Annotated in this window: 6 protein-coding genes; 3 read left to right on the plus strand and 3 right to left on the minus strand. The window is 70.8% G+C overall.

Translation table 11 applies throughout. From position 1 onward, the window contains the following. From DMC18_RS18570 to DMC18_RS18580, 3 genes are all read left to right on the plus strand, one after another. The coding region (locus tag DMC18_RS18570) for an RsmB/NOP family class I SAM-dependent RNA methyltransferase (RefSeq protein WP_146218132.1) at positions 1 to 709 on the plus strand (709 nt) is incomplete at its 5' end. 59 nt (positions 710 to 768) lie between these two features. Continuing rightward, positions 769 to 1,428, plus strand: a complete 660-nt coding sequence (gene rpe, locus DMC18_RS18575) for a ribulose-phosphate 3-epimerase (protein ID WP_110120437.1) — start codon at positions 769 to 771, stop codon at positions 1,426 to 1,428. A 9-nt stretch (positions 1,429 to 1,437) separates the two neighbouring features. Then, the gene (locus DMC18_RS18580; protein ID WP_110120438.1) at positions 1,438 to 3,186 is read left to right on the plus strand and encodes a heparinase II/III family protein; all 1,749 of its coding nucleotides are present in this window, start codon (positions 1,438 to 1,440) and stop codon (positions 3,184 to 3,186) included. 28 nt (positions 3,187 to 3,214) lie between these two features. Here the strand turns inward: DMC18_RS18580 and DMC18_RS18585 are convergent, their stop codons facing one another. The 3 genes from DMC18_RS18585 to DMC18_RS18595 form a co-directional block, all read right to left on the minus strand. Continuing rightward, positions 3,215 to 4,882, minus strand: a complete 1,668-nt coding sequence (locus tag DMC18_RS18585; RefSeq protein ID WP_110120439.1) for an MFS transporter — start codon at positions 4,880 to 4,882, stop codon at positions 3,215 to 3,217. A 72-nt stretch (positions 4,883 to 4,954) separates the two neighbouring features. Continuing rightward, the gene (locus DMC18_RS18590; protein WP_233248214.1) at positions 4,955 to 7,636 is read right to left on the minus strand and encodes a PAS domain S-box protein; all 2,682 of its coding nucleotides are present in this window, start codon (positions 7,634 to 7,636) and stop codon (positions 4,955 to 4,957) included. Between the two features lie 177 nt (positions 7,637 to 7,813). Then, a partial coding sequence (locus tag DMC18_RS18595) for a TonB-dependent siderophore receptor (RefSeq protein WP_110133191.1) occupies positions 7,814 to 9,937 on the minus strand: 2,124 nt, incomplete at its 5' end.

Here is a 9,937-nt window from a genome sequence, read left to right on the forward strand (position 1 = left end):
GGTGCTGCCGGGCGACACCCTGCGCACCCGCCGCCGCGGCGACGTCGCCGCCTGGCCCGCCTTCGAGGACGGCAGCTGGTGGGTGCAGGACGCCGCCGCCGCCGTTCCGGCCCGCCTGCTGGACGTCAAGCCCGGCGAGACCGCCGTCGACCTCTGCGCCGCCCCCGGCGGCAAGACCCTGCAGCTGGCCGCCACGGGCGCCAAGGTCGTGGCCGTCGACCGCTCGGCCTCGCGCCTCAAGCGGGTCAGCGAGAACCTGGCTCGCATGAACCTCCAGGCCGAGGTGGTGGCCGCCGACGCCGCGACCTGGACCGACGAGCGCACTTTCGACGCCGTGCTGCTGGACGCGCCGTGCTCGGCCACGGGCACCTTCCGCCGCCATCCCGACGTGCTGTGGGCCGCCCGCCCGGGCGACATCGCCAGCCTGGCGACCGTGCAGTCGGCCCTGCTGGACAGCGCCGCCAAGCGCACCGCTCCCGGCGGCCGCCTGGTCTATTGCGTCTGCTCGCTGGAGCCGGAAGAAGGCGAGGCCCAGGTCGAGGCGTTCCTGACCCGTCACCCCGAATTCTCGCTGGCCCCGATCGGCGCCGGCGAGGGCGGGGCGCCGCAGGCCAGCCTGACGGCTCGCGGAACCCTGCGCCTGCTGCCGCATCATCGCGAAGGCGGCCAGGACGGCTTCTTCGCCGCCCGTTTCGTCAAGGCCGCATAAGGCTGCAACTCAACCGCTCGCTTGTAGCGCGAGCCTTTGCCCGGTAAGCCAGGAACACCATGACCGCGCCGATCATCGCCCCGTCGATCCTCGCTTCCGACTTCGCAAAGTTGGGCGCCGAAGTCGCCGCCATCGAGGCGGCCGGCGCCGACTGGGTGCATGTCGACGTCATGGACGGCCATTTCGTGCCGAACATCACGCTGGGCCCTGACATCGTCAAAGCCATCCGGCCGCACGCCAAGATCCCGTTCGACGTGCACCTGATGATCAGCCCGGCCGATCCCTATCTGGAAGCCTTCCGCGAGGCCGGCGCCGACATCATCAGCATCCACCCGGAAGCCGGCCCCCACCTGCACCGCTCGCTCAAGCGCATCCGCCAGCTGGGCGCCAAGGCCGGGGTGGTGTTCAACCCCTCGACCAGCCTCGACCACGTCGAATGGATCCTCGAGGACGTCGACCTGGTGCTGGTCATGTCGGTGAACCCCGGCTTCGGCGGCCAGAGCTTCATTCCCGCCCAGCTGCGCAAGGTCGAGGCCCTGCGCAAGCTGATCGACGCCCAGGGCCTGGACATCATCCTGGAAGTCGACGGCGGGGTGACCCCGGTCACCGCGCCCCAATGCGTCGCCGCCGGCGCCACGGCCCTGGTGGCCGGCTCGGCGGTGTTCAAGGGCGGCCCGGACGCCTACGCCGCCAACATCCGCGCCCTCAAAGGGGACTGACGCCACCGCATGACCGGCGCGCCCGACACGCCTTCCGCATCCCAGGCCGCCGGGCGTCCCCTTGGACGTCCTGTGCGCCGGGGATCCGTGTTGGCGCGGTCGATCGCCGCCTCGGTCCGCGCCGGCGTCGAGCGTGAGTGGTTCGGCTCGCCGCCGCACCGGGCGCTGATCTCCTCGCCGCGTCCCGTCGGCCTGGCCGCCCGGCCGCATGATCCTCGTCCGGTGCAGGTCCAGCGCGGCCGCCAGCTGCTCGACGGCGTCCTGACCCTGCACGACGAGAGCCTGAAGGTCGGGGCAGAGGGCGATCCCTTCGACACCCCCAGCCCCTCGCGCGCCTTCGCCGTGGCCCTGCACCGCTTCGACTGGCTGCCCGGCCTGCTGGCCCAGGGCCCCGAGGGCGCGCGGCGCGCCCTGCGGCTGATCCAGGACTGGCGGCGGGTGTTCGGAACCTGGAACCAGTTCTCGTGGTCGGGCGAGTGCCTGGAGCGCCGAACCTTCCATCTGGCCTGCGCCGCCAAGACCCTGTCGCCGGGCGCTTCGGACGCCGAGGCGACGGCCCTGGCCCTCGACATCGCTCGCGGTGCGCGCCAGCTGCTTCGGGCCTCCGACGCCCCCGACCGCGTCCTCGAACGGGCGGTGGTGGTGACGATCGCCGGCACGGCCCTGGTCGGAAAGGCCAGCGACCGCCTGATGGCCGAGGGCCTGCGCCGGGTGCTGCGCTGCCTCGACACGGTCGTCCTGGCCGACGGCGGCCACGCCTCGCGCTCGCCCGAGGCCGGGCTGGAGCTGCTGTTCGACCTCCTGACCCTCGACGACGCCCTGGGCCAGCGCGGCCGGCCGACGCCGGAGGTCATGAGCCGGGCCATCGACCGCCTGTCGTCGGGCGCGCGCTTCTTCGCCCTGGCCGACGGACGGCTGGCGGCCTTCCACGGCGGCGAGGCCATCGAGCCGGCCCGCATCGCCGCGGCCCTGGCCCATGACGACCATGGACCCCAGCCGCCGATGGACATGCCGCACGCCGGCTTCCAGAAGATGCAGGGGGGCACGATCCAGGTGATGGCCGACGCCGGCGTCCCGCCGGTGGGCGCGCTCAGCCGCTCGGCCTGCGCCCAGCCCGCCGCGCTGGAGATCATCTGCGGCAAGGACCGCCTGATCACCTCCAGCGGCTGGAGCCCCGAGGCGGCCAACGCTCAGGCCTTCCGTCTGTCCGACGCCGCCTCGACCGTGTCGGTGGGCGGCGGCTCGGCCGGCCGGCCGCTGTCGGGCTTTCGGGCCGCGGCGCTGGGTCCCTGGCTGGTGGACGGCGCGACCAGCGTCGAATCCCGCCGCCACGACGCCGAGCAGGGCGTCTGGCTCGACATCGTCCACGACGGCTGGCGGCGTCTGGGCCTCAAGCACGCCCGCCGCCTGTTCCTCGACATCGCCGCCGACGAACTGCGCGGCGAGGACAGCCTGATCCCGATGGCGGAAGCCAAAGTCGACGGCCCGCGCCGCTATCACCCGTTCAAGATCAGCTTCCACCTGCACCCCGACGCGCGCGCCTCGCTGGCCCGCGATGGCAAGAGCGTGCTGATCAAGGGGCCTTCCAACATCGGCTGGTGGCTGCGCAACGACGCGCCCGACGTCGCCGTCCTGGCCGCTCCCCACTTCGACCACGGCCACGCCCGCCAGGCCGGGGTGATCGTCCTGAAGAGCCAGGTCCGCGCCGAGAAGGGCGCGAAGATCAGGTGGAAGCTGGCCCGGGCTGCGGATCACTAAAGGTCCTTCTCCCGCAGGGGGAGAGGGGCTAGTCGAGGCTTCGCCCCTTCGTCTCCGGCAGCAGGAAGGCCGTGGTCAGCACGCTGATCAGGGTGAAGATCACCGGGTACCAGAGGCCGGCATAGATGTTCCCCACCGCCGCCACGATGGCGAAGGCGCTGAAGGGCACGAAGCCGCCGATCCAGCCCGTGCCGATGTGATAGGGCAGGGACAGCGCCGTGTAGCGGACCTTCGTCGGGAAGAGCTCGACCAGCGCCGCGGCCAGCGGGCCGTAGAGGGCCGTGGCGCCGATCACGAACACCAGCAGGACGCCAAACACGCCCCAGAGGTTCATCCGCGCCGGGTCGGCCGCGGTCGGATAGCCGGCCTTGGCCAGCGCCGCCTTGATCGCGGCCTCGCCGGCGGCCTTCACCGCCTTGGCGTCCTTGGCCGGCAGGCCCTCGGCGCTCTTCGAGACGATGCGCGTCTCGCCGATCTGGACGACGGCGGGGGCGCCGGCCGGGCCGGTTTGGTTGGCGTAGGAGACGCCGGCATTGGCCAGGGCGCTCTTGGCGATGTCGCAGGACGAGACAAAGGCGGCCTTGCCGATGGGATCGAACTGCAGGGCGCAGTCCCTGGGGGCGGCGGTGACGCTGACCGGCGCCCTCGCCGAGGCCTCGGCCAGGGCCGGGTTGGCGGCGCGCTCCAGCAGGTGGAAGCCGGGGAAGTAGAAAACGAGGGCCAGGGTCATGCCGCCCAGCATCACCGGCTTGCGGCCGATCCTGTCCGACAGCCAGCCGAAGACGACGTAGAGCACCGCGCTGACCGCCGCGGCCCCCATCATCAGGCCGTTGATCGTGCCGGGCGCGACCTTGAGGAACTTCTCCATGAAGGTCTGGATGTAGAAGAAGGTGGTGTACCAGACCGCGCCCTGGGCCGACATGACGGCGAAGAAGGCCAGCAGCACCAGCTTGAGATTCTTCCACTGGCCGAAGGCCTCGGCATAGGGGGCCTTGGACGCCGCGCCCTCTTCCTTCATCCGGGCGAAGGTCGGGCTTTCGCTGAGCTTCAGGCGCATCCAGACCGAGACCGCCAGCAGGCCGATCGAGACGGCGAAGGGGATCCGCCAGCCCCAGTCGTCGAAGGCCGCCGGCCCGATGAGGGCGCCCAGCAGCCAGCGGGTCGCCAGGATGACCAGCAGCGCGGCGAACAGGCCCAGGGACGCCGAGCTCTGCACCCACGACGTCGCCCGCCCGCGTTGGCCCGGCGGGGAATGCTCGGCGACATAGATCGCCGCCCCGCCATATTCGCCGCCCAGGGCGAAGCCCTGCACGCAGCGCAGGATGATCAGCAGGATCGGGGCGATGATCCCGGCCTGCTTGAAGGTGGGCAGCAGGGCGATGGCGAAGGTCGCGCCGCCCATCAGCAGCACCGTGGCCAGGAACGCGCCCTTGCGTCCGGCCTGGTCGCCGATCTTGCCGAACACCAGGGCGCCCAGCGGCCGGAAGGCGAAGCCGACGCCGAACAGGGCCAGGGCGGCGATATAGCCGGCGGTGTCGGACAGGCCGGTGAAGAAGGTCTTGGAGATGACCTGGGCCAGGCTGCCGAAGATGAAGAAGTCGTACCACTCGAAGGCCGTGCCGGCCGACGAGGCCGCCACCACCGTGCGCATCGACGCGCCTTTCTTGTGAGCCGCGCCCGATACCGGTTCCGTCATTCGGAATTCCCCCTGATTGATCGGAGGATTAGCCCGGAACGCGGCGCTCTGGGAAGCCTTGGGAGAACGTCGTCAGGCGACGGCGGCCTGGGCGCTGGCGGCGGCCCCAGCGGCGGCCTCGGCGACGCGGACGATCTCCGACAGCAGGGCCGTGGGCGAGATCGGCTTGGCGGCCACGCCGTTCATGCCGGCCGCCAGGTAGGTGGCGCGCTGGTGGGCCAGGACGTTGGCGGTCAGGGCGACGATCGGCGTGGCGCCGGCCGGGCCGGGCAGGGCGCGGATGCGGCGTGAGGCCTCCAGACCGTCGACGCCGGGCATCTGCACGTCCATCAGGATCAGATCAAAGCCGCGCTCGGCCGCCTCGACGCCCGACAGGCCGTCCTCCGCCGTCTCGACCGCGGCGCCGAGCATCTCCAGGAGCCGGCGGGCGACCATGCGGTTGGTGGGGTTGTCCTCGACCACCAGCACCTTGAGGCCCTGCAGCATCTGTTCGTCGACGGCGTCGCCCTGGGCGGGCTGGGCCACCGACGACGCGGCGATGGTCAGGCGGAAGGTCGAGCCCTCGCCCTCGATGGAGGAAAACTCGACCTCGCCGCCCATCATCTGGGCCAGGCGTCGGGTGATGGCCAAGCCGAGGCCCGAGCCGCCGAAGCGGCGGGTGGTGCTGGCGTCGGCCTGCTGGAAGCGCTGGAACAGGCGCGCCTGGGCGTCCTGGGCGATGCCCACCCCGGTGTCGGCCACCTCGAACGCCAGGCGGTCGGCGCCCTCGCGGCGCAGGCGCAGGGTCACCGAGCCCGACAGGGTGAACTTCACGGCGTTGCCGACCAGGTTGAACAGGGCCTGGCGCAGGCGGGTGGGGTCGGCCAGCACGATCCCGACGTCCGGCGCGTCGACGATCAGGGCCAGGCCCTTGTGCTCGGCCTGGCCCTTCAGCAGGCGCGCGACGCTGCGCACCAGGTCGGCCGGGTCGATCGGCTCGGGCGTCACGTCCAGGCGTCCGGCCTCGATGCGCGAGAAGTCGATGATGTCGTCCAGCAGGGTCGAGAGCATGCGGCCGCAGGCCAGGGCCTCGCCCAGCAGGTGGTCGGCTTCCGACGAGAGCCCCTGGCGCTTGAGCAGGTGGATGATCCCCAGCACCCCGTTCATCGGCGTGCGGATCTCGTGGCTCATATTGGCCAGGAACTGGGCCTTGGCCTCGTTGGCGGCCTGGGCGGCGCGCTCGGCCTCGACCAGGGCCAGTTCGGCGCGCTTCTGCTCGTCGATGTCGAGCACCAGGCCATAGGCCTTGCGCACCCGGCCCGAGGCGTCGCGGCGCACCTCGTGGAACAGGCGGATCCAGCGCTCTTCGCCGTTGGGGCGCACGACCCGGGCGTCGAAGGCCCGCTCGCCCCAGCGGCCGACCGCGCCGGCGGCGTAGACGGCGGCCACGTCCTCGGAGCGGATCATCGGCCAGATCGCCTGCCGCACGTCCTCGAAGGTGATGCGGCGGCCCAGGATACGGTGGAACTCGGGCGAGCCCCAGAACGAGCGATCGACGTGGTCGATCTCGTAGACTCCGGCCTGGGCAGCGCCCAGGGCGGTCTTCAGCCGTCGGGCGTTGGCGCGGGCCTCGCGGCGGGCGTCGGCCAGGGCGGTGACGTCGTCCATGTAGGTGATGACGCCGGCGATCGCGCCGCTGGCGTCGCGCCAGGGGCGGGCCTCCCAGCGCAGGCGGTGCTCGCGGCCCTGGCCGTCGGTCAGGCTGTCCTCGCGGCGCACCACGGTCTGGCCGGTGAGGGCGCGCTCGACGGCGGCGACGAAGCGCTTGCGCGCCCCATAGGTCAGCTCCTGCAGCGACTTGCCGATGACCTCGGCCTCGCTGGCCTGGAAGATCTCCAGGAAGCGGGGGCTGACCACTTTCAGGCGCAGGTCGCGGTCGTAGAGGGCCACGGCGAAGGGCGCGCCCTCGACCAGCCGGCGGGCCTTCTGCTCGCCCCAGCGGGCCAGGTCGCGGTCGCGGGCGACCTCGGTGATGTTCTGCGAGATGCCGCGCAGGGCGAAGACGCCGCCGGGCCGCGGCTCGGTCTGGAAGGTGGCGCGGAACGAGAACTTCTGGCCGGTCGCGCCGCGCATGTGGTGCTCGATCGTGCCGCCCTGGCCGGTGCGCACGGCGCGGGTGAAGGTCGAGCGCACGCGACTGCGCTCGGGCTCGTCGAGCTGGGCGTAGAAGGTTTCCGGCGTCGAGACCTGCTCGGGGCGCAGGCCCGTCAGGCTGAGGATGTCGCTCGACCACTCGATGCGCTGGGTGATCGGATCGAAGCTCCAGACGCCGACGCCGGCCGCCGAGGCCAGCATCTCACGGGTGCGGCGCGAGACCGCCTGCTCGGCCTTGCGGGCCACCTCGGCCGAGACGTCGCGCAGGGTGCCGACCATCTCGCCGGCGGGACCCTGGCGCACATGCGCTTCGAGCCAGACGCGGCGCTCGTCCTTGCAGACCATGCGCACGCGCAGGACCGTGCCGCCCATGGCGCGGATGACCTCGCCGGCCTGGATCAGCTCGGCGTGGTGCTCGGGATCGATGAACTTCAGGGGCGGCTGGCCGATCAGCTCGGCGGCGGTCCAGCCGGTCAGGCGCGTCCAGGCCGGATTGACGGTGACGAAACGGCCCTCGACCACGACGGCGAACAGGTCGTGGGCGTTCTCGAAGAACCATTGCGCGCTCTCGGCCTGGCTCAGAGGCGCGGGCGGCGTGTCTGGCGAGCGCGGCGAGGACAATCCCAGCTCCCGGCGGAAGGTGAGGCGGATCGTCGCGCCCAAGGGTAAACTTTAGGTTGGCGCCGGCTCGCGTCAGGCGAATATTTCCTGATCCCGCTCCGGGCGCTCAACGAAAAACCCCGCCCGGATCGCTCCGGGCGGGGTTCATGCGCTTTTCGCCGGTGAGGGCGAGAAGGATCAGTAGCGGACGTTCAGGGTCAGCAGGGTCTGACGGGCCGGCGCCGGGTCGGCGTGGTGCACGCCGTTGGTGCGCAGGATGTAGCGCTCGTCGGTCAGGTTCTGGACGTTCAGCTGCAGGTCGATCTTGTCGTTGACCTTCCACGAGGCGAAGGCGTCGTAGCGGGTGTAGGCCGGGATGTAGATGCCGCTGGCGCCGCCGCCGGCCCCGCCCTGGTTGCCGCCGAAGGTCTTGGACACGTAGTAGGCGCCGCCGCCGACCGTCAGTGGGCGGATGATTCTGTAGGTCGTGAACAGGCTGAAGGTGTTCTTCGGCGTGTTGGCCAGCGGATCGCCGGTGTTGAGGTGCTGGGTCGCCGTGGTGACCCCGCCGCTGGTGGTGAGGGTCACCGCGCCGCGGACCAGTTCGCTGTCCATGTAGGTATAGCCGCCGAACACCTGCCACTTCGGCGTGATCTTGCCCGACACGCCGAGCTCGAGGCCCTGCACGCGGGTCTCGCCGACCTGGGCGAAGTCGGTGGCCGCCGGGCCGACCAGGATCAGGGCGTTCTTGCGTTCGGTGCGGAAGACCGCGCCCGACAGGGCCAGCTGCTCGCCGAACAGATTCCACTTCGCGCCCAGCTCGTAGCTGGTGGTGTCTTCGGGATCGAGGATCGACTGGGCCACGGTGGCGCCGGTGTTCTGATCGCCGCTGGCGGTGGTCGGCGGGGTCGAGGAGGTGGCGTACGAGGCGTAGATGCTGCTGGCCGGGGTCGGCTTGTAGTTCAGGCCGATCTGGTAGTTGAAGAAGTCCCAGCTGGCGTCCGGCAGCTTCAGCAGGGTGATCGCGGTGGCCACGCCGTTGCTGCTGGAGGCCACGGTCTGGTTCAGGCCGCTGGTCTCGTAGCTGTCATAGCGCGCGCCGAGGTTCAGCAGCAGCTTGTCGGTGATGGTCACGGTGTCGAAGACGTAGATCGCCGCCGATTTGGTGAGCGAGTTCGAGACCGGACCCTTGTTGATCACGCCCTGCCAGGAGTCGTTCGGGTTCGGCGCGTAGAGGCGCGTGCAGTCGCCGACGCCGGCGGTGGTCACGTTGTTGGTGAAGCCGGTCGGGCAGGCCGAGCCGTTGGTGGTGTAGATCAGGTAGCTGGAGTTCTCGTTCTTCTCGCGCGACAGCTCGAGGCCGGCGTTGAAGCTGTTCTTCAGCGAGCCCAGCTCGAACTTGCCGCTGATGTCGGTGACGGCCGCGACCGTGGTGGTCGGGTTCAGGCGGGACTTGGTGCCCCGCTTGATCCACCACTCGCCGGCCACGAACTGGGCCGCGCCGCCGTCGCCGGGGTTGGTGACCAGGTAGTCGTTGACGGTCTTGGAGTAGCGGACGGCCTGGCGGACCGAGAAGTTGTCATTGATCTCGTGGCGGATGGCCAGGGTGGCGATGTCGGCCTTGGTCTTCATGAAGTCGCGGTCGAGGCCGTAATAGGCGTCGCGCGAGACGTCGAGGATGCCGCTGGTCGGACGGGTGCGGCTGTCGGTGCCGGCCACGCCCCAGGTGCGCTTGCTGGCCAGGGGGATGCCGTAGTCCGGATCCTGGTCGGTATCGAGGTGGTAGTAGCTGAGGGTCAGCTGGGTTGCGGTGTCGATGCCGAAGGCGATCGAGGGGGCGACGCCCCAGCGCTCGAAGCCGACAGCGTTACGGCCGGGGGTGTCGCCCTTGGTGGTCATCAGGTTCAAGCGGAAGGCGGCGTTTTCGGCGAAGCTGTAGTTGGCGTCGGCCGTGGCGCGGTAATAGTTGTCGGTGCCGATGCCGGCGGAGCCGTTGATGAAGTCGCGGTTCTTGGGCGACTTGCTCGACAGGTTGATGCTGCCGCCGCCCGAGCCGCGGCCGCTGTAGACCGAATCCGGACCCTTGATGACCTCGACCTGCTCGAGGTTGAACACCTCGCGGGTCTGGCCGCCGCTGTCGCGGATGCCGTCGACGAAGATGTTGTTGCCCGAGGACTGGCCGCGGATGAACGGACGGTCGGCCAGGGGCTGGCCGCCTTCGCCGGCGCCGAAGGTGATGCCCGGCGAGGTGCGCAGGATGTCCTGCAGCGAGGTCGAGGCGGTCTGCTCGATGATCTGCGACGAAATCACGGTGATCGAGCG

Origin of the sequence: Caulobacter sp. D5, assembly GCF_003185805.1 — a bacterium.
GTDB lineage: Bacteria > Pseudomonadota > Alphaproteobacteria > Caulobacterales > Caulobacteraceae > Caulobacter.

Excerpts from the sequence above, each read along its gene's own strand:
- rpe (WP_110120437.1), top strand. The coding sequence starts at position 769 with ATGACCGCGCCGATCATCGCCCCGTCGATCCTCGCTTCCGACTTCGCA.
- DMC18_RS18580 (WP_110120438.1), top strand. The coding sequence starts at position 1,438 with ATGACCGGCGCGCCCGACACGCCTTCCGCATCCCAGGCCGCCGGGCGT.
- DMC18_RS18585 (WP_110120439.1), bottom strand. The coding sequence starts at position 4,882 with ATGACGGAACCGGTATCGGGCGCGGCTCACAAGAAAGGCGCGTCGATG.